The 20331-nt window shown below is 58.7% G+C and carries 14 protein-coding genes, 2 pseudogenes, 2 CRISPR repeat arrays and 1 riboswitch; of the genes and pseudogenes, 5 read left to right on the forward strand and 11 right to left on the reverse strand.

The window, feature by feature from the left end; all coding sequences use genetic code 11:
• Positions 1-15: 15 nt before the first annotated feature.
• Positions 16-1173: a pyridoxal phosphate-dependent aminotransferase gene (locus tag G1C94_RS01860; protein ID WP_172144098.1), complete on the reverse strand. Its 1158-nt coding sequence runs from the start codon at positions 1171-1173 to the stop codon at positions 16-18.
• 125 nt (positions 1174-1298) lie between these two features.
• Positions 1299-2066 carry a polyphosphate--glucose phosphotransferase gene (gene ppgK, locus G1C94_RS01865; RefSeq protein ID WP_172144209.1) on the reverse strand — a complete coding sequence of 256 codons (768 nt, stop codon included), beginning with the start codon at positions 2064-2066 and terminating at the stop codon, positions 1299-1301.
• A 217-nt stretch (positions 2067-2283) separates the two neighbouring features.
• Positions 2284-2437: riboswitch (FMN riboswitch) on the forward strand.
• Between the two features lie 5 nt (positions 2438-2442).
• Between ppgK and G1C94_RS01870 the strand changes: the two genes are divergently transcribed.
• Both G1C94_RS01870 and G1C94_RS01875 read left to right on the forward strand, forming a co-directional pair.
• The gene (locus G1C94_RS01870; RefSeq protein WP_253902267.1) at positions 2443-3042 is read left to right on the forward strand and encodes an ECF transporter S component; all 600 of its coding nucleotides are present in this window, start codon (positions 2443-2445) and stop codon (positions 3040-3042) included.
• Complete coding sequence (locus tag G1C94_RS01875) at positions 3039-5429, forward strand: energy-coupling factor transporter ATPase (RefSeq protein ID WP_172144100.1); 2391 nt, start codon at positions 3039-3041, stop codon at positions 5427-5429. The genes G1C94_RS01870 and G1C94_RS01875 overlap by 4 nt, the downstream gene beginning before the upstream one ends.
• Positions 5430-5565: 136 nt before the next feature.
• Here G1C94_RS01875 and G1C94_RS01880 read toward each other — a convergent pair whose 3' ends face one another.
• Positions 5566-6501 (reverse strand): HipA domain-containing protein, encoded by a 936-nt coding sequence (locus tag G1C94_RS01880; protein ID WP_172144101.1) that lies wholly within the window; start codon positions 6499-6501, stop codon positions 5566-5568.
• Positions 6502-6745: 244 nt separating this feature from the next.
• Positions 6746-7445: direct repeats of the CRISPR family, unit length 29 nt; unit sequence GGGATCATCCCCGCGGGCGCGGGGAGCAC.
• A gap of 192 nt (positions 7446-7637) precedes the next feature.
• Between G1C94_RS01880 and istA the strand changes: the two are divergent.
• Together istA and istB are read left to right on the forward strand one after the other, a co-directional pair.
• A pseudogene (gene istA / locus G1C94_RS01885) lies at positions 7638-8660 on the forward strand (IS21 family transposase); the annotation flags it as partial.
• Positions 8661-9081: 421 nt separating this feature from the next.
• Positions 9082-9889 (forward strand): annotated as a pseudogene (gene istB / locus G1C94_RS07900) (IS21-like element helper ATPase IstB).
• 68 nt (positions 9890-9957) lie between these two features.
• Positions 9958-11218: a CRISPR direct-repeat array (repeat unit 29 nt; unit sequence GGGATCATCCCCGCGGGCGCGGGGAGCAC).
• Positions 11219-11273: 55 nt separating this feature from the next.
• Here the strand turns inward: istB and cas2e are convergent.
• From cas2e to cas3, 8 genes are all read right to left on the reverse strand, one after another.
• Positions 11274-11633, reverse strand: coding sequence for a type I-E CRISPR-associated endoribonuclease Cas2e (gene cas2e / locus G1C94_RS01895; RefSeq protein WP_335341197.1), 360 nt, complete (start codon positions 11631-11633; stop codon positions 11274-11276).
• On the reverse strand, positions 11630-12583 hold the full coding sequence (gene cas1e, locus G1C94_RS01900; RefSeq protein ID WP_172144103.1) for a type I-E CRISPR-associated endonuclease Cas1e: 954 nt from the start codon (positions 12581-12583) through the stop codon (positions 11630-11632). The genes cas2e and cas1e overlap by 4 nt, the downstream gene beginning before the upstream one ends.
• Before the next feature lie 61 nt (positions 12584-12644).
• Positions 12645-13340, reverse strand: coding sequence for a type I-E CRISPR-associated protein Cas6/Cse3/CasE (gene cas6e, locus G1C94_RS01905; protein WP_172144105.1), 696 nt, complete (start codon positions 13338-13340; stop codon positions 12645-12647).
• A gap of 11 nt (positions 13341-13351) precedes the next feature.
• Entirely contained in the window at positions 13352-14101 is a 750-nt protein-coding gene (gene cas5e / locus G1C94_RS01910) for a type I-E CRISPR-associated protein Cas5/CasD (RefSeq protein ID WP_172144107.1), read from the reverse strand.
• Between the two features lie 14 nt (positions 14102-14115).
• Positions 14116-15231, reverse strand: a complete 1116-nt coding sequence (gene cas7e / locus G1C94_RS01915) for a type I-E CRISPR-associated protein Cas7/Cse4/CasC (RefSeq protein WP_172144109.1) — start codon at positions 15229-15231, stop codon at positions 14116-14118.
• A gap of 31 nt (positions 15232-15262) precedes the next feature.
• Positions 15263-15907, reverse strand: coding sequence for a type I-E CRISPR-associated protein Cse2/CasB (casB, locus tag G1C94_RS01920; RefSeq protein WP_335341198.1), 645 nt, complete (start codon positions 15905-15907; stop codon positions 15263-15265).
• A complete protein-coding gene (locus tag G1C94_RS01925) occupies positions 15888-16439 on the reverse strand; it encodes a type I-E CRISPR-associated protein Cse1/CasA (protein WP_172144113.1) in 552 nt (183 codons plus the stop codon). Before G1C94_RS01925 ends, casB begins: the two co-directional genes overlap by 20 nt.
• Positions 16440-16491: 52 nt before the next feature.
• The gene (gene cas3, locus G1C94_RS01930; protein WP_172144115.1) at positions 16492-19599 is read right to left on the reverse strand and encodes a CRISPR-associated helicase Cas3'; all 3108 of its coding nucleotides are present in this window, start codon (positions 19597-19599) and stop codon (positions 16492-16494) included.
• Positions 19600-20025: 426 nt separating this feature from the next.
• On the opposite strand from cas3, the gene G1C94_RS01935 reads away from it, so the two are divergent.
• Positions 20026-20331 (forward strand): YhbY family RNA-binding protein, encoded by a 306-nt coding sequence (locus tag G1C94_RS01935; protein WP_172144117.1) that lies wholly within the window; start codon positions 20026-20028, stop codon positions 20329-20331.

Here is a 20331-nt window from a genome sequence, read left to right on the forward strand (position 1 = left end):
CACCCGCGGATTGCGCTATTCCAACAGCGCGTTGACGGCGGAAAGCAGGGCGGTGATGCCACGCCGGAATTCTTCAGGCTCCGGCAGCAGGGATACGGCCAGATAGCCGTTTGCTGGCATGTCGAAAAAATAACCCGGCTGGCCGGTGAGCCGGTGCTCGGCAATGAGCCGCAGCACCAGCTCGTTTTCGTCGATTACGGCGGGCACGCGCACCAGCACGTTCCAGCCGCCCTCGGCGCGCAGGACGTCGACCACTCCTTGTTCGTCGGCGGCAAGCAGCGCGTGCAGCGTGGCGAGATTGGCGCGCACGCGTTCGCGCACGCGTGCGGTTTGCCCGCCAGCCGCGGCCAACAGCGCGGGGATGCGCTCGGCGATCAGGTCGCTCATTGGCAGGTAGTCGTCGGCGATCACGTCCAGTCTGCGCTGGGCTTCAGCCACCTCTTGCGGCGGGCCGGACACGCGGATCCAGCCCACTTTGGCGTGCGGGGCGGCCAGCATCTTGGAGAAACCGTCGAGTGCAAACGTGAGCACCCCTGTCTCGCCGGCCAGACGCCTGTTGCCGGCAAACGGTTCAAGGTCGTAATCGTAGAACACCTCATCGGCGATGATGGCGATGCCGCGCTTGCGGCACAAGGCGACCAACGCTTCGCGCTCGGCCTGTTTCACATAGGAACCGGTGGGGTTGTTCGGGTTGATGAGCACCAGCGCGCGCACTCGTTGGCCTTGGGGCGTGTCGAGCAGCATCTCGATGTCGACCGGCTCGATATACCAGGAACCGTCATAGCGCAACTGATAGTCGAACGTTTGCACGCATTCGAGGCCGGCGATCGAGGCAATCAGCGGATAGCCGGGCTTGGGGGCGAGCACGACGTCGCCCGGGTCGCACAACAGTTTCATCAGCCACGAATAGGCTTGGGACGTGGACGAGAGCAGATAGAGACTTTCCGGGTTCACGCCGCCGAGGAACTTGGCCAGGGCTTCGCGTGCGGCGCGCGGCCCGCGCGGATCGGCTTCATAGCGGCCCGGCATGTCTTTCGGCGCCAAGCCGTGGTTGGTGGGATTGGAGTCGTTGAGCTTGGCCAGCGCGACGCCTTCGCGCTTGGTCAGCGCCTCGGCTTGGGCAATCGGATTGGGCGCACTGACGTTCACCCGCGACGAAAAACGAACACTCATGCCCACCAGCCTACTCAGGACATGCCACAGGGCATATCGCGGTAACACCATCAAGCGCCACAATAAAAACGGAGGTTCCGGCTATCCCTAGGAGCCAGAACCTCCGAAAAAGTAGATGCGCAAGTTCAGCGCTGTTTGACGCTGGCGTAATAGGCAGCGCCGATGATGCCAGCCTCGTTGCGCAACATGGCGGGCACAACCTTGGTCTTGACTTCGATGAACGGAATGAACTTGTCGGATTTGCGGCTCACGCCACCGCCAATCACGAACAGATCCGGATTGAAGTACTTCTCCAGCAAGCCGTAATACTTGGTCAGGCGCTTGGCCCACTTCTTGTAGCTGATGTCTTCCTTGTCTTTGATGGAGGAAGCGGCGTATTTCTCGGCGTCCAAATGCTTGGCGTCGAGAATGATGTGGCCGAGCTCGGTGTTCGGAACCAGCACGCCGTCCATGATCAGGGCGGTGCCGATGCCGGTGCCCAACGTGGTGGCGACGACCAGGCCATCATGCCCCTTGGCCGCACCGAACTGCTGCTCGGCCAGACCGGCGGCATCGGCGTCGTTGACCACGGTAACCGGGCGACCACAAGCCTCGGAGAACACGGCGGTGACGTCGGTGCCCACCCAGGACTGATCGAGGTTGGCCATGAAATCGAGCGGTTGACCCGGCTTGATGGGAGCGGGGAACGCCACTCCGACAGGCGCGGACTCGGGAACTTCAAAATGTTCGAGCTGCTGCTTGACGATGCCAGCCACAGCTTCGGGGGTGGACACTTCCGGAGTGAGAATCTTCAGACGCGGCTCGGCAAACTCGCCTTTTTCCAAATTGACGGGTGCGGCTTTGATGCCGGACCCACCGATATCGACACCGAACGCCTGTGCAGTTTCAATCATCATTGCCTCTCTTCGATAGAAGGTGATGTTCTCGAACCGGTACTTGCAATACTAGCCCGCGCGCCACGGGGCGCTCAATACCCCACATTCTATGCAAACGTATGCACCAGTTAACGGCATCGGCGTGGCGCGGGGTTCACCCCCGGCGAACACGCCCAATAATACGCAAATAGCTCAATACTTTTTCGTCGTCTCGCGGTTAGCGTATAGATTGCCCTATCAGTTTCAGGGAAGGTGCAATTCCTTACTGGCGGTGATCCGAAGCCCATCCGATCCACAACGGGCCGTCGGCAAGCCCGCGAGCCGCGCAAGCGGCCGATTCGGTGAGATTCCGAAGCCAACGGTGACAGGCCGGATGAAAGAAACGAGGGCTCGCATGAGCGTATCTTCTGATAATCAACCGCGTCCAACACGCAACCATGCCAACGGATCGCATTCCACTGGCGTGGCCGATTCGGGGCGCTGGTCAACCAGACGCATCGCCATCTACGCGCTGTTCGTCGCGCTGGCGATGGTCTTGAGCTTCATCGAACTGCCGATATTCCCCGCCGCGCCTTGGCTCAAATACGATCCCTCGGGCATTGTCTGCCTGATTGCGGGGTTCGCGTTCGGGCCGTCCGCCGCCGGCATTGTTTCGGTGCTTGGTTTTCTGCCGCATGTGTTCACCAATCCGTGGGGCGCGCTGATGTCGATGGCGGTGGCGGTGGCGCTGAGTGTGCCCGCCGCGCTCATCTACCGGCGCATGCGCACACGGGCGGGTGCCGCGTGGGGCATGGCGGTTGGCATGGTGTTGGCACTGATCATTGCCATCGTTGGCAATTTGCTCATCACGCCGATATACGCCCATATGAGCACCGCGCAGGTGGCGGCCATGATTCTGCCGGTTCTGCTGCCGTTCAATCTGCTGAAATTCGCCATTCACGCGGTGGTGACGTTCCTGATCTACAAGCCCATCACCACACTGCTTGACCGATGAACAACGTTATCGGGGGCACCGTCCACCTCGACGATGTGCGATTCAGCTATGACAACGGTGCCACTTGGGTGCTGGATGGAGTGGATTTGGACATCCGCTCCGGTGAATGTGTGTGTCTGATCGGACCCAACGGCGCGGGCAAATCGACGCTCGCGCGGCTGGTTGCGGGATTGGCCGCACCTGATTCGGGTTCGGTGCGATTGCTGGGCTGTGCTGTGTTTGGGGACGATGGGCCGCACGCCGAGTCCTATCGCACCGCGCGGCGCGGCATCGGCGCGGTGTTCCAAAATCCCGAAGATCAAATCGTGACTACTGTTCTGGAAGATGACGTGGCATTCGGCCCGGAAAATCTGGCGGTTGAGCGGGACGAAATCGGGCGGCGCATCGACAGCGCCTTGCAGTGTGTTGACCTGACGGATTTGCGCATGGCAGACCCGACGCGTTTCAGCGGTGGGCAGCAGCAACGCGCCGCCATTGCCGGCATGCTCGCCATGCATCCGCGCCTGCTGGTGTTGGACGAGCCGACCGCCATGCTCGACGCCGCTTCGCGCGCCGAAGTGATGGCGGTGTTGGACACGTTGCACGCATCCGGCACCACCATCGTGCACGTCACTCACCGCACGGAGGAAACGCTTCACGCCGACCGGGTGCTGCAGTTGGAGGACGGACGGATTGCCGATGTATCGCCGGGAAAATCTGCGGCTGCGATCAGGCCTTCACACAGGATGACGGAACAACAGTCACCTGCGCCCGGAGCGACGGAACACAGCCCGTCCATGTCCAAAGCGAAGGAACAAACCCCACCCGCACCCAAGATGGCATTGCAGGAGCCGACCACTCCCCTCGTCTCGCTCGACCACGTGACGTTCGCCTACCCCGATGCCGTCTCCCCTGTGCTCGCGGACGTGTCGCTGCATATCAACGCCGGCGAAACCGTGGCGCTGATGGGCGCGAACGGCTCGGGCAAATCCACGCTGGCGAAGCTGGTATGCGCGTTGGGCAAGCCCTCCTCGGGCGATATCACCGTGGCCGGCATCGCTGTGGCCCGTCGAGACGGCCGACACATGAGATACGCCAACCGCCGCCAACTCAAGGCCTTGCGCGGGGCAGTCGGCTATGTCATGCAGCACCCGGAACGCCAACTGTTCGCGCAAACTGTGGCCGAAGATGTGGCCTATGGCCCGCGCAATCAGGGGCTTGGCGACAAGCAAGCGACCGAACGAGTCGGGCAGGCGTTGCGTTTGTTGCATATCGAGCACTTGGCCGAACGCTCGCCGTTCGCGTTGTCGGTCGGCCAGCAGCGGCTTGCAGCCATCGCCGGGGTTATCGCCTGTCGCCCACGTCTGTTGGTAATGGACGAGCCGACCGCCGGGTTGGATGCGCGGGCACGCGCTTACGTGCGCGAGCTGATCGACTCACTGCACGACAGTGGTGTGGCCGTATTGCTAATCACGCACGATTCGGACGAGGCGCGCCAACTCGCCGACCGCGTCATCGAGCTTGGAGGGGAATCCGAACAAGATAAGTCCTCACACCGCCGTCTCAAGCAAGACAATACTTCTCGTCATTCCGAGCAAGACCAGCCATCACGCTGTCATTCCGAGCGAGCGAAGCGAGTCGAGGAATCCCCCATCGCCCGCCTCGACCCGCGCGTGAAACTGCCCGCCCTGTTGGCGCTGATGCTGTGTGCGTTCGCCATCGGCAACGCCACGCAGCTTGCAGTGGGGGCGTTGGCCGTGCTGGCCATAGTTATCGCCTCACGCATCAAGCCCGGCCGCTTGCTGCGTTCCATTCATGGTTTTCTCGTTCTATTCGTGCTGATGGGCTTGCTGAACGTTTTCTTTGTGCGCACCGGCACAGCGCTGTTCACTTTCGGCTCGTTCTCCGTCACCGATGAGGGACTGGCGACAGCGGGCTTATATATCTGCCGTTTCGCAATGGTGATCATTCTGGGTGCGGTGTTTTTGGAAACCACCACACCCACGGCCATTACAGACGCGCTCGCCTCGCTGCTCTCCCCCTTGCGGCGATTGGGATTGCACACGCAGGAAACCGCGCTGGTCTTAAGTCTCGCCCTGCGTTTCATCCCCACGCTGGTCGGCGAGGTGCGCTCCATCTTCGATGCGCAATCGGCTCGCGGCGGCTCCATTGAGACAGGTTCCGCGTTTCAGCGCATACGCGCAATGGGCGCGATCATCGTGCCGGTATTCGCCGGCGCCCTGCGTCACGCCGACAACCTGAGCCTCGCCCTCGACGCCCGCTGCTACGAACAAGGCCTGACCCGCACCCACTGGCACCTGCTCCGGCTAGGCTTCAACGACTGCCTATTCGCCCTCTTCACCCTAGCGGCCATCGCCGCCATCCTCCTCCTCGGCCTCCTCCCGTAACAAATCAGACACTCGATGTGCCGCCTCGTACCCATCTCCGCGAGCGCGGGAAGCACCGAAATAGGTTATAAATCAAAACTCTGCGAAAAGGAGCCTTGCTCCGCATACGATAAACGGCTCGATCGAAACGGAAAGATCATAAGCCTTCGCTGGACGATATCTCCTTCCAAGCCGGCAAGAATACCTGCTCGTATCGATAGGACATGACTTGCTTGTGGTAATCGCGAAACCCTGTGGGAAGCACCGTCAGGCCGAGGGACTGTTCGGGAATCGAGTCGATGAGTTCAACGAACCCGGACGGCTCATAGCGTCCCATAAAACGCTCCAGCGCTTTGTTGCATTCGATATCATGACCTGACGCAATGTATTTCAATGGCGCAATGGGCTTGCCTGAATCCGTCACATAACAGGAGCGCACGTCAAAGGCGTCCTGCCTGATCAGATCGTCATCGAGCAGACGTTTTCCGATACTGGATTCCGTGCGCTTGTTATTGAACGAATTGCCATTAGCATACACAGGCGCAAGCTCGTAATGTCCTTGCCCATCGGAAAGCACTCCCCAATTCGAATTGTTGCGATCTATGTTGCGAATGAAGGCATCCGTCACGAACATATCCCAGAAGCGATCCTCCACACCGGTGATGCCGGCGAGTTCGGGGATGCGATGGATCGCCGCGCGCACATCGGCAAGCACGACTCCCGCCCCCGTAGATGCGGATTCGGTGAATCCCGGCTCGTCATCGGATAGGGAGTTCTTCAAGTCATGAAATTCAATCAGATACTTGCCGCCAGTGGAAAAGTCCTTGCAAGCACAGACGACCTTGCCGTCGCGCACACCGAGAACCGTTTCATGAACCGGGATGCCAAGCATCTCATACACATGCGATCCAAGATACTCACTCAACGGGGCAGTCGTGTACGAAGGGACGGAGCCTTGTAATTTGCCGGTGGAAGCGGGGAATTTCAACAGCCAGTCGGACTCACGCCATTCGATGCCGACCTTACGCCCGGCGTTGCCGGCATAGAACCGGCCGGACTTGGGACAAACCTCGAAATTAATCAATGCGCTCATACCCGATATCCTAACCTACACGCTTGGGGTTATCCGCTTCCAGTGATTTCCGATAATCTCACCGAGAGCCGATGCCGTCTTATCAACGACATTTCACATGATCCCGCCGGTCGATGTCTCCTGCGCGACCATGTTCATCGAGTCGGCAGAATCCTGCCCCTGCCACGGATCGCCGGCGGACGATTAGCCATATCGGGGACTTCGAGAACAACGGCCTTTCCGGGCTAAACTTCGGTTATCTTGTGGAATCATCCCCGCGAGTGCGGGGAGCACGCTTCGGCTTGCGCTCGGGCTTCTTCGTCGGCCGGATCATCCCCGCGGGCGCAGGGAACATGAGCAGGTCAAGGACGGGAATACCGTCGAAACGGGATCATCCCCGCGGGCGCGGGGAGCACCCACCCTGCCTATTCTTCTCCTGCTCGGCACAGGGATCATCCCCGCGGGCGCGGGGAGCACCATCAAGAACAAGTACCAGCTGACCATGAGCAGGGATCATCCCCGCGGGCGCGGGGAGCACGATGGCCATCGCGTTGGGTTTCACGCCAGCCTGGGATCATCCCCGCGGGCGCGGGGAGCACCGTCGTCGAGGAGGTGCAGGCCGACGGCACGGGGGATCATCCCCGCGGGCGCGGGGAGCACACCGGGTCGAAAAGGCTGCCGATATTGGCGTGGGGATCATCCCTGCGGGCGCGGGGAGCACTTCAAGATAGTCCTCCATTGCTATCTCGTCCAGGGATCATCCCCGCGGGCGCGGGGAGCACACCGGGTCTACGAGAAACTCGGCGGCAACGGTGGGATCATCCCCGCGGGCGCGGGGAGCACACGTTCACCCGGGCTCGGATGGACGTCAAGTCGGGATCATCCCCGCGGGCGCGGGGAGCACGCTCTGGCCGAAGTCAATACGGCAATCGAAAAGGGATCATCCCCGCGGGCGCGGGGAGCACATCGACTATGGCGGTTCCATCCATGTTTGTGTTCAATGGGAAGTTATGTTTTTAGTCACGAAAATTTTTCGGGTTTAGGCAGGGAGCATGCCGACCACCTACAGGCCTTAACTGGATGGTGCTTCATATCTCCAGTGGAAAGGGCCGGAAAGGCAAATGATCAGCATGTCCCAGATACAGTCTATTCGCCGTATGAGAGGGAACGGCGAATCCATAGCGTCGATAGCGCGCAAGCAGCGCGTGAGCGAACCCACGGTGCGCAAATACCTCAGAATGGACGACCTGTCCGAGAAACCGCCCGTCGGAAGGCGGCGCGGCTCGGTGATCGACCCGTACCTGCCCCTGATCGAGCAGTGGCTCGCCGAGGACCGCGGCAGTTGGCGCAAGCAGCGGCATACCGCGACCCGGGTCTGGGAGCGTCTGCGCGACGAGCACGGCGCCGGGGTGTCGCTGTCGGGCGTGACGCGGGCCGTGGCCAGGCTCAGGCGCGAGTCCGCCACGGAGCCCGGTGATGCGTTCATGGACCTGGCGTGGCATCCGGGCGAGGCGCAGGCCGATTTCGGCGAGGTCGACGTGCTCGTCAGGGGCGCGGTCCAGCGGATGCACCATTTCGTGCTGGACTTCCCGTACTCGAACGTCGGCCTGGCCCAGCTCATGCCCGGCGAGAACGCGGAATGCACGTGCCGGGCGCTGCAGGACCTGTTCGAATGGCTCGGTGGCGTGCCCGGGCGCATCGTGTTCGACAACGCCGCGGGCGTGGGCCGCAGGACGCGCGGGGACGGGACGCGCATGGCGCGCCTGTTCCAGGCGTTCCAGGCGCACTACGGGTTCGACAGTTCCCTGTGCAATCCGCATTCCGGCCATGAGAAGGGCGCGGTCGAGGCGAAGGTCGGCATGATCCGCCGCAAGCTGTTCGTGCCCAGGCCGAGCGTGTGGAGCCTGGAGAACTTCAACGCCAAACTGCCCGACCGGTGCCTGGGGCTCGGCATGAAACCGCATTACGCCAGGGACGGGGAGGAGCTCGGCCTGTTCGCCGAGGACCGCGCGGCCCTGCTGCCCCTGCCCGGGAAACGCTTCGACGCGGTCACGTGGAAACGCATGAGGACCGACAAGTACGGCATGGTCACGCTCGAGGGCAGGCACCGCTATTCCACGGACGCGTCGAACGCGCGGCGCGACGTGCTCGTCGGCCTGCGCGCCCTCGAGGTCGAGATCCTCGACGCGCGGGGAACCCGCCTGGCCACGCATCCCAGGGCGTACGGGCAGGCCAGCACCAGCAGCGAGGACCCATCCATGCAGCTGGCGCTGCTGTGCAACAGGCCGGGCGCGTGGCCCAACAGCCTCGTGCGCGACATGCTGCCCGACCCGCTGCGCGAATGGCTCGACCGGCAGGACGAGAGGGAACGGCGCGGGGCGCTGCAGACCCTCAAACACGTGGACCGGGAATCCGGCTGGGCCAACGCGGTCGAGGCGATGCTCGCCACGCTCGAATCGACCGGCGGGGTGGGCAGGTCCGGCGTCGCGCTCCTCGCCGCCAGGCTCGCGCAGGGCGTGGAACGCATCGAATACGACGACGAGGAGCCCAACCCGGGCGAATATGACATCGCGTTCACCGCCACGGACACGAAAGGGCGCAATGATGGCCGCGAGGAACGACGTCGGACTCTACGCGAAGGCCCGGAGCCTGTTCATCTCCAGAGCCACGATGGACGATTTCTCGGGCTGGGCCACGCCGCGGCAGGCCGAGGCCGTGTCCAGGCTGTTCGACACGGAACTGGCCAACAGGGAACGCTCGAAACGCGAACCGTTCCCGCGCCGGGCCAGGTTCCCCGTCGTCAAGGGCCTGGACGGCTACGACTTCACGAACGTGAGGCTGCCCGACGGCTACACGCGCGACGAGCTGGGCGGGCCTGGATTTCGTGCCGCGCGCGCAGGACCTGGTGTTCTACGGCAAGACCGGCAGGGGCAAGACCCACCTCGCGATCGGGCTCGGCATGAGGGCCGTGGAAAGAGGCATGAGCGTGCGGTTCCACCAGACCGCCGAGCTCGTGCTCCAGCTCGGCAAGGCCAAACGCGACGGGAGCCTCGACCCGATGCTCAGGGACATCGGCAGGGCCGACCTGATCATCCTGGACGAATTCGGCTACGTGCCGTTCGACATCGACGGGGCGCGCCTGCTCTACCAGATCATCGCGGGTAGCTACGAAAGGAGGAGCATCGTGTTCACCACGAACATCGAGTTCGGCAAATGGGGCACGGTCTTCGCGGACGACAAACTCGCGGCCGCGATCATCGACAGAATCGTGCACCACGGGCGACTGCTGGAGTTCACCGGGCAAAGCCGCCGCGTCAGCGAGGCGCTCATGTTCGGCAGAACCACCGCGGAACACCTGCCCGAACCCAAGGAGAAAACACAGGAACAGGCCGGAACGCTCCCTGACTAAAACCGAAAAAACTTCGTGACTATTCACGAAACACCAACTTGACTAAATACATCCATCCAGAACATCGCGGGATCATCCCCGCGGGCGCAGGGAGCACATTTCCGGCACAATCAACGGCATTTCCAGCCAGGGATCATCCCCGCGGGCGCGGGGAGCACTGTCGTCGCCGCATGTGCGATTACCTTAACACTCATTTTCCCGAGGGATCATCCCCGCGGGCGCGGGGAGCACCGTTGTACCCGGTTTGCAAGTCCGGCGCGTCTGGGATCATCCCCGCGGGCGCGGGGAGCACCATTAACCACACTCGCCGTGGGGGCATCTGTGGGGATCATCCCCGCGGGCGCGGGGAGCACGGAGAGCCTATAACGATACCCAGTACAAGCGGGGGATCATCCCCGCGGGCGCGGGGAGCACTGGTGCATCAATCAGGTGTACGAGTTCGACATGGGATCATCCCCGCGGGCGCGGGGAGCACGCGTTCGACGGTGAACACCTCACGCTCGGCGCGGGATCATCCCCGCGGGCGCGGGGAGCACGGCCCCGACACGGCCAAAGTGTTCAGCTTCCAGGGATCATCCCCGCGGGCGCGGGGAGCACCACAAAATCACCATTTTCATCCATAACTTGCAGGGATCATCCCCGCGGGCGCGGGGAGCACTGGTGTCTTAATCGCGTTTACGAGTTTGATATGGGATCATCCCCGCGGGCGCGGGGAGCACTCTTCCCATAACCTCGCGCCGTGATAACCATCGGGATCATCCCCGCGGGCGCGGGGAGCACTCGTCCACCACACCGTCGCCGTCGTTGTCCTTGGGATCATCCCCGCGGGCGCGGGGAGCACTCGCGAGTCGGCGCGGAATTCCCAGAGTGGAGGGGATCATCCCCGCGGGCGCGGGGAGCACAGATGGAACGGCCGGATGGAATCGCTTGGTATGGGATCATCCCCGCGGGCGCGGGGAGCACATAATCCTCGCCTGCGCCTTGGCCACATCCATGGGATCATCCCCGCGGGCGCGGGGAGCACGCACGCCGAACATGTCGGGAGTCACATCGCCGGGGATCATCCCCGCGGGCGCGGGGAGCACGTGGGATTGAGATAAGTGCTGGAGGCGAGAACGGGATCATCCCCGCGGGCGCGGGGAGCACGAACGAGGTTGAGTGGTGGTGTCTTAATCGCGTGGATCATCCCCGCGGGCGCGGGGAGCACCCGGGTGTAATACCGGGTGGCATCAGGCATGAGGGATCATCCCCGCGGGCGCGGGGAGCACCAATCCATCGCGCTCTATCTGTGTGGTCGGTGGGGATCATCCCCGCGGGCGCGGGGAGCACACTTCCAAAGTATACAATTTCCAAGGCTTACATCGGGCACGACTTTCATTTTCATTCACTTTGCATACCGCTTGACGCGACGATACTTACTGGCATTACTCCACCCACGTCGCCTATTCCGATTGCCGGAACCGCCCTCAGCGGCAGGCCTCTTTATCAGTTCCAAACCGTCACAATCCGTCGGCACCCAATCTGACTGATGAACTCTAAAGGCCAGATGTTGCTCGTTACGTGCCGAATAGACCATAATCGCACGACCGTTTTTGCATAAATCAGTGATGCGTTCCCAAAGGCGCTCTCGTACTCGTGCACTTATGCGTCCCACAAACACACCAGGAGATATTTCCAATAGCCAACGCGTTAGATCTCCTCTTAATCCAACCGGGCACGCCGTCAACACAATGACAATCATCATGCCCCATCTTCCTCGTCGATTCCGTAAGCAATGCCGGCAGCCACCTCACCTTTGTGGTCATCCCACAACCCCACATGGTCTTGTTCGAAAACTTCATCCGCCAACCCATCAGCACCAAGCAGTGAGCGTATATCGACGACCATTCTTTTCATCAACGACAAGTCATACACTGCGTCCCGCATACGATGTCTCGTCGCAGAACCAATATCATCCGGCATCATCGCCGCGGTCTCAAAAGCGACAGGTATTGAAAGCTCAGCTTTATACAAATCCGCAATATCATACACGAACGATCGTTCATGACCGACGTGCACAAAGCCCAGCCCCGGGGAACAGCCCAAGGCAACAATCGCGGCGTGAACCAAGCCATACAGACAGGTATGCGCAGCCGATAAGGCCTTATTGATTTCAGAGCCGAAGTCAAAATCATCATGATCATAGGTGCGTTTATCCCAATCGACACCAGTACGCGCAGAGCACTCCCTATATACTCGCCGAACACGTGCCCCCTCGCGCCCACGGAGCTGCTGCATAGTCAGTCCGCTGACATCTTCGCCGGGAAAGCGCATTTGATACATCTGCCGCGCAACGGCGAGCCTTTTGCGAGTATTGGACACCAACGATGCCTGTCGTTGCAACAATAGCGACGAATGGGTAAGCGGTTTGCCGAACGCGTACATACGTACGCCACGCTCACCTACCCAAATTACAGTCGCGCCGTTTTCTCCGATTACCGTCATCGCTTGATGCGTGATATTCGTACCGGGACCGAGCATAAGCACACTGAGTGAGGCCGCGGGCACATGGATCGTCCCCGTATCGTCGATAACGGTGATGGCATTATCGGCACGGTTAATAAGACAATGCTCGAAGTAAACAAACGAGAGACGGTCTTCGGCTCGAACCAATTCGTTGAGTTCCGGAGGCGGAGTTCCTAAACCAGCACGCATTCAGCGACAACCTCCATTAAAAAGCCATTAGCCAAGCCAACGGCGCAACCTCTCAGCACAATCACTTGTTTCTTACCGGCGCGACTGTGAGCAAACCGCAGCCGAAGCCCTTGGCCCTGCCAATGCCGCAACATAACGCGCGCCTGAACAAATCAGCATCCGTCACTTCAAGGCCCCCTTCAAATACCGCCGTCGTCAAGGTCACTGTACCGCCACCGCGTTTGAAGCTCTCCCGATGACGCTGTTTGACTACGACATCCGGCTCGCCGTCAGCCGTCAGGATTTTGAACCCGTTCTTCTCAGCACGATCCAACAGCCATTGCAGTTGATGAGCCACCGTAATATGCCCCTGGATTTTCCCGATAATCTTGTCGCTGTTGGCTCTTGAGCATTTCCCTTCATCAGTGCGCGCCTTACGAACAGGGTTTGCCCTTAGGCGGAACCGCCACTGCTGCCCCTTGGCCACACGGTCAAGCAACGGTGAGTAATCCTTAGTCTCCCATTCTGCCCGTAAGGGCCAGCCGGCCTGTTCCACAATATGCGTGAAGTCCGGTTTCTCCGGGCTGACCACATACAGCCAAACGCTGTGGTCACTCTCCGATAAATCAACGCGCCACAGAATACGCCCCTCGCCGCTCTCGCGCACACTTCCCGGAGGAAACGCGCTCTCGACAGCCGCATGCATGCGATATGGGGAATCCAACAACTGCTTGGCGCTGAGTCTCGCCATGTTCAGCGGAATTCTGGAAATGAACATCTTCGTATTCCTTACGCAAAACCAAGAGGATCGTCTTCACCTGTAAACAACGGCGGCATGTCACTCCGCCCGTTATGGCCATCCTCATCATTCAAAGGCTTATCTGGATTGGCAATCTGATACCGGTGGACGGCACGTCCAGCATATTTCCTGCCGTTCTGGCTAAAGGACAAGGGAATATCCGCTTGACTTGAAGCGGTTTCGCCTTCATCGGAGTCACAGGCAATATTCAAATCCGGGAAATGGTAACGTTTCCTGTACCAACCCGAGGCGTGCCATCGCTCCCTCTCCAGGGCTTGCCGCACGTTCTCATATTCCTCATGAACTCCCAAACTAATCGGAAATTCAGGGGGGCAAGACCGTCGCCCCAGATACAACGGCCATCGAGGTGACCGCAAAGCCTGATCCAAGGATTCCAGCAAAGAGACATCAGCACCTAGCGCAACCAAGAAACGAGCGTCGGCAAGATAATAGCGGTTGGTCAGCGGCATTACCTTCTCGAATTTCCCTGTTTTTGTGCGGGTCAGGGATTTCTCCGTTTGCAGATCGCACAATAGCCGCCCTTCCTGCTCGACACGCACTCCGAAAGACAGCTTGAGCAAGTCTTCAATCGACTCTTCGCGGGCCCTTCCCTGAGCCGACGCCAGCATTCCAATCACGCCGCTCTTTGTAGGTTCTCGCTTTGTCTCCCGCCGGATGAACCTAGACGAATCACCCCACGACTGCAGGGGACCCGCCAACTGTAACAGCAATACGCTCATACGAATTCTCCTGTTTAATCCGCAATAAGCTCATCGAGCTTCTCACTCAGCTGCTCTTCGAGTTCGGGAATATTGACCCGTTCGCTCCAACCATCAAAGTCACTAACAGGCTCATCCATCACTGCGTTCCATGCGGCAACCGGCTGTTCGCCATACATCTGTTGCACCTGGGCCAGTTTCTTGGCCAGCGCAGCGGTCGCCTGCCGCGAGATGGAAGCGTCGGAGCTCGGCTTGATTGGCTGCTCGAAAGCCTGCGGAACATTGATGGGCTGGGAATCTCTGATTACCACCACGCAAGATTCAGGCAAGGTGCGATTGGCAAACGTGTTCTGCTTGCCGGTCGGCATGGAGCGCAGGAAGGCATCAACGAAAGCTGACACCGCGCGCACAGTGGCTTCTTTGTCCTGCAACTGTTCGTGCAGAGAGTCGATATTCACCGTTGCATATCGATACAGCGTCGAGGAGTTGAAGCCCACGGTATCCAGCATTGCGGCACCGGCATTATCACTCGAAGCGCATTCGTCAACTGCAGTGAAATAGTCGTATTCCGGCGTGATCTGGTTGACCGAAATCGCGTGGGCAACTTGTGCGGCGGCGTCGGTATTGAGCTCGGGGGCATCGGCCAGCATGCGTCCGAAAAGCGCAATATCAATGGCTTGACTGCCTTGAAACGCTTCATTGACTTTTTTCTTCAAGACCGATTCACTGTATTGCCCTTCTTCCGACTCCACCGCCAGGTCAGCCAGCTTGTCAATCTCCTTGTTGGCAATGAAAACCAGATATTCGGTGACCTGCTGCCCTTTATCTTCACCAGCACGATCAGATTCCTTGGTTTTCACACCAGTTGTTTTCAGTATTTGTACTGCAAGTTCTTCGGCCTTTTCGGCGAGTTCAGGCTTCTTTTTGATAATCGCATCACCGATCAAAGAAACCGCATTCTTGGTGCGTACCCCCAGTTGACCGGCATCAACGCTTTTTTTGAAGGTCTCGCGCATTGCACGTTTCCATGCCTGGCTGGAGACACGTGCACGCAACACACCTCCGTACAGTGCGGTCTTTGGACTGCCGGTGTCATCGCGATTGATGTTGCTCGGCGGAACGGATTGGATGGCGTAAATGTCTACGAACATAGTGTGGTTCTCCTTCTAAATAAAATGCTTTCTATTTTTCATCGGCTATTTTTCTGAAATAATCACTGGCCCAGCGTTGGAAAATTTCATCACGGAATTCGTCGAACTGCATAAGATACAGATCCTGCGCCAGAGAATAGTAGTTGAGACGAATCCGACTATCCCCCGCTTTGCTTTTCGCACTTCGCATCAGCATGACCAGAGCACGCATACCACGCACCGCCCCGTCAAAGTCAGTTGCTGCCTGAACGGAATTCAACCTGCGCTTGACCCCATTGGCATCCTCCAACTTAGGGCATATCAATCTGCACGAGCGACCGAAGGTAGCCCATTCACCCTGATCGTCCGGCAATTGCGCAACGCCATAGTCTTTCGACTGCTGATGCACCGCATAAAGATTCAAAGCTGTCTGCACTGCGCGCACGGCTTCAATATCATCGCCAGGTGCGCCTAATTCCTGCGGCCAATCCGAGAACACATCCTCTCCGATGTCCATCCATGTCGACGAGCGCTGTCCGAGCCCTCGCCTCAACATGGCCACTCTGGCGCGTCCTTGCGCAGTACCGCCATTACGGGTGTATTGATTCTGTATTTCCAGAACCCGCTTACATACGAATCGGCCAATTGCCTTGGCCTTTCCCCTACGATTCAACACCTTACTCTCCCCTCTGCGCATTCCGCGCTTCAGTTGGCAGCGAACCCAATACTGAATTGAGCCTTCCCCGGAACATGCTCAATGCTCGCGCCGCGCTCATGACCATGCCTTTGGACTCATGTTCCTGGAAGGCCGACACCTGCGATTGGCCTGCATATTCATCACTTATTGTGAGCAGGATGCGATGGATTTCATTCTTCCACGCATTGCTGTACGCAGTGACATCCTTGTCTTCGGCGAATCCGGCCAGACGATTCCTGAACAGCAAGTCCAGTCGCGCGTACGCCGCTTCTCGCACCGTATTTTTGTAAGCTTGAACGCTCGCTTTTGAGGCCTGGCTTCCAGCCGCAATCTGCAGATTCACAACATATTCCGCCAAAGCATTTACGGCATCCTCGGCGCAGGACACCACTTCCATCACATGGCCGACGGCCTTACTGTCATGTCGCAGCATTGCGATGGGAAGACATAGCGAATCATCTATTCCCGTTTCAAACACACTGTTCTGAGTGCCATACGTCATGCCTTGCACATGAATGGTCACGGCATTCATCAGATGTTCGCTATGTCCAAGACAATTATAAGGGGCAAACGCTTGAACACAGTCAGTTGCGAACCAATTCCAGCCCACTGGCCTTGGAATAAACCAGCTTCTGCCCACAAAGCGTGGTCTCAAAACAGGTTCCATTTCCATCGACGTCAGCCAGAAACAGTGCCAATTTACCTGCAAGCCAAGGGGATTCCTGCCATGGCTCCGCCTCATCGGCACATCCATCTTCAAGCTGGGCGATAAGCTCGTCCAGCTTGTCGGAAACGCATAGACTCGCAGGCAAACGAACCGTGGATTGCGCCATCACCTTTGCGAGCGGCTCCTCCGGAACCAGCCTCGAGGGAATCGACTCTCCCCCAGGCACACCGCGCCCATCCGACACCCATGGCAACAGGCGCATTTGCCCGGAGTCCTTCACCAGCAGCATGACCTCAACCGTCTCCTGCGTGTCACGCACCGCACGCGACCCTTCGTCATCATTCGGATTAACCACTTTGCGATCCGAGAACCACTCCGTAAGCGACTGTCGATTGCTGTTCATTTCCTTCAAAGATCTCATGAGATAGCCGTGAGCGCGGTTCTCTTTCTCCTTCTGCCGTTGCATACGAATCTCGCTGGCTTTGAGATACTGCGTCCTCCAACCTTCGGGAACGAAGGCTAATCTCTTGTCCCCATAGGCATCCCTCACCGTTCTGGCGATATCCGACGGCAACTCCTGCAACGATTGCGCGGCAGGAACCGTCAATCCCAAAACCGCAAGGGATTCCAGCAACGACGCCTCGTCATAGACTGCAGTCAGCCCCTTGGCGAAATGAGGAACGCCATCATCATCCCAGAAATCGACGCCACGGATATAGCAAGTCGCCCGCCTCAGCCCCCGCGGCCTGTCACACTCGCCGTCCCCACGGCGGTGCCTGTGCACACGCCCCAAACGTTGCATCACCAAATCGACCGGAGCGATGTCAGTGACAAGAGCATCGAAGTCTATGTCCAGAGACTGCTCCAACACCTGAGTTCCGACGACGATTAACCGATCCGGCCTTTTACCGTTCCGCGTGGTGCTGTTCTTACCCAAGAGCTCTCGCAACTCCTGCTCGTTGTCCATTCGGTCGATATCGATGAATCGCGAATGCGTGAGCCGCACAGTGTCACTGCCAAAATGCCGTTCCATCAACGATGCGGTCGATTGCGCGCGGTGAACCGTATTGCAGACTATGCCGATACAGCCGCCATCTTGCAGGAGATTATCCACCACACCGATCAAGCTCTCATCCGCATCAGCAATAACCTGACAACGAACTTCCATGCTTCTGCCGGACGGATTGATATCGACGCTCCGCACATGAGCACCGTCGGTGTACGTAATCAGCGGATAGCCATTCGCGTCATTGTAATTGCTCACTTCTGTCTTGACTAAGTCAGGGCGGCACCCCATTCCAGGTTTTATTCCCCGCGTCCGAACATCCAATTTGATGGGCTTGGATTTCTCTTTCGGCAAAGCCGCGGATTGCCCAAGCTGATAAGCTTCGATCATTGCCGACCGCTGTTGCTCCGGCAAGGTGGCCGAGAGCAATATGACCGGAGTGCCACTGCCACCCAGCCACTCCAAAATACGATTAAGATACTCCCTCATATATGAGTCGTAGGCATGGCATTCATCGATGATGACCACCTTGTTCGCGAGGGCAAGCTGCCTGAGCACGACGTGTTTCATCTGCAACGCACCCATAAGCACCTGATCTACCGTGCAAATCAGAAAGTTTGCGAGCAATCCTTTCTTACGCCCCCACAACCAATCAGAAACAACGACCTCAGAGGTTATTTTCTTGAATGGATTCGGATTGCGGGTTTCAGATGAATCGTCATCCATCGAAGAGAAATGTCCATGAGACGCGGAAATGATTCCCCGAAACTCATCGTTCAGTTGGGCTTTGCCGTGCGCCAGCCAGATTGACTTCTCCGATTCAGCATCCTGTTGTGGCAAAGATTCCAGCCACTCATGGACACGGCCAAACATTGCATCCGTTGTTGCCATCGTGGGTAAAGCGACACACACCCCACCGCGACCAGTTCGACGAGCCAGTATCTCCGCGGCCGCAAGAGCCGCCTCAGTTTTCCCTTCACCCATCGGCGCTTCAATCACCATCAGTCCCGGAGATTCAACGGTGTCGGCGGCACGAATCGCCTCCAATTGCACCGGCCGCGGTTGTGCTCCTTCGGGAAGGGAAAAACGCGACCGGAAAAAATCGCGGTAGTCCCCATGAAGTCGCAATGGTTTCCATGCGGCAGGCAAATCAAGGTTTTGCCAAGCCCGTCGTGCGCGCTTGTCAAGCCCCGACCAAGTCGCGATATCACATCCGTTCCGATCCGCTGTGGGATCAGCACAATCCGAATCATCTTTCTCAATCTGACTGGGGATCAAGGGCACCAGCGGGAACATATCGATGTCACTATTGCTAGCTATCCAATCCGCCATAATGGTCAGCCCTGTCAATAGCACAGCCGATTCGGCACTCAACAGATGCTGGCCCAGTGAGCGCAAGGCATCGTTATGAAGATCGGCACGCCGTAATGCGAACTCGATTAACTCATGTTGTGTATCCGCCCATTTGACATTGTTGACACCAGTCCTGTCCCCTTCAACCTCAGTTGCGTCCCACACTTTTCCGTTTGTGGGAGGCGTGCCATGATGGCCACCGACCACGCTGGCATACGACCGGGCGGCATCATTATCCCACCCATTGCCATCTTCAAGAAAAGCCTCAAGGATGGTCTGTCCTGCAATTGGATGGCTGGGACGGTTGGTATTCCTGAAATCATCCACCATTAAGCCCACTTTTCTCGGCTTCCATGCCAAGTTCAGCCCATTGCCTGAAGGATCAAAACAGATAGGCTTGGATTGGAATATCGGTGTGGCCTTGCCGATATCATGCACTCCAGCAAGAAATACGGAGACCTTCTTCGCCAGTTCCTTGTCGTTCCCAACATCCCGGGCGATAACATTCTGAGTGCCTTCCGGTAACCAATGTTGCCAAATCCGCTCCGCTATAGCCGCAGAATCAGCCATATGCACGTACAGAGGCAGCCATTCGCTCTCATCTTTACGGTTTGTCTTTCCCCACAGGGAACGAGCTTCAGCGGATAGATTCAGCTCATCATTCATTGTTTATGCCTTTCACCGCCAATGCCGCATGTCTATCAGCAATATAGCGCCTTCCCATTCAATGTACCGTCTGGTTCGTCACGAAGAGGGCTATCGCGAAGAAACTGTTGCGTGACCAAACAGACAACACAGTGTCCGATCCGTAACGAGAACAGCCCATCCCAATACCAATCGGACGTAATACTGTCCGGTTCGTCACGAACTAGGGTCCGACCAATACCAAACGGACGTAATGACGTCTGGTTGGTCATGGGGAAATCTGCCCCAATACCGAACGGACGTAATGATGTCTGGTTCGTCACGGGATGGGGTTCGGCTGTGACCAAATGGACAAAGTGTCGTCTGGTTGATCACGGAATGGGGTGCCGGCACGGGTTGGGTTATGCTGGGGACGGCATTTACGAAACGGACAACAGAGGGGCGAATATGACACTGACCAAGAAGCAGACCAAGCAGTTGCGCGGGTTGGCGAACTCGCTGAAGCCTCTGTTCTACGTCGGCAAAAACGACCTGACCGAGGCGGCCATCAAACAGGCCGACGAGACCATCGAAAAGCACGAACTCATCAAATGCGCCGTGCAGGATGGGTCGGGGTTGACAGCCAAAGAGGCTGCGGCTCAACTCGCCGAAGAGCTGGGCGCGGACGTGGTGCAGACCATCGGCAACCGTTTCGTGCTCTATCGCCGCTCGCAGCGCGATGACGTCGAGCACATTCGGCTGGTCAGGGAATAG

The organism is Bifidobacterium panos (genome assembly GCF_012932445.1).
Taxonomy (GTDB): domain Bacteria; phylum Actinomycetota; class Actinomycetes; order Actinomycetales; family Bifidobacteriaceae; genus Bifidobacterium; species Bifidobacterium panos.